The sequence below is a fragment of the Arthrobacter sp. ZGTC131 genome (assembly GCF_002929275.1).
Lineage (GTDB): Bacteria > Actinomycetota > Actinomycetes > Actinomycetales > Micrococcaceae > Arthrobacter.
In genome coordinates this window covers 1-513 of the sequence record NZ_PJIK01000116.1, presented here as the reverse complement: position 1 = coordinate 513, position 513 = coordinate 1, and the positions used below count along the sequence as shown (strand labels likewise).

Annotated in this window: 1 protein-coding gene; it reads right to left on the bottom strand. The window is 63.5% G+C overall.

Translation table 11 applies throughout. The features are described from left to right. A partial coding sequence (locus CXQ90_RS21935) for a cation acetate symporter (protein ID WP_368783949.1) occupies positions 1 to 513 on the bottom strand: 513 nt, incomplete at both ends.

The following is a 513-nucleotide window of genomic DNA, read 5'->3' as shown; positions in this document are numbered from 1 at the left end:
TTGAAACCATTGATCGCCAGGACCCAGATGGTCATGATGCCGGCGCCGGCAATGAGCAGGCAGGCCTTGATGATCTGCACCCACGTGGTGCCCTTCATGCCGCCGATCAGTACGTAGATGATCATCAGGGCGCCAACCACGGTGATGACCAGGGACTGGCCGATCTTCGAGTCGATGCCCATCAGCAGGGAGACCAGCCCGCCGGCGCCGGCCATCTGGGCCAGCAGGTAGAAGAAACAGACGGCGAGCGTGGTGATGGCGGCAGCAATCCGGACCGGGCGCTGCTTCAGGCGGAAGGACAGCACGTCGGCCATGGTGAACTTGCCGGTGTTGCGGAGCATTTCGGCCACCAGGAGCAGTGCCACCAGCCAGGCCACCAGGAAACCGATGGAGTAGAGGAAGCCGTCATAGCCGTTGATGGCGATGGCTCCCACGATGCCCAGGAAGGACGCCGCCGACAGGTAGTCGCCGGCAATGGCAGTGCCGTTCTGCGGTCCGGTGAAGGACCGGCCT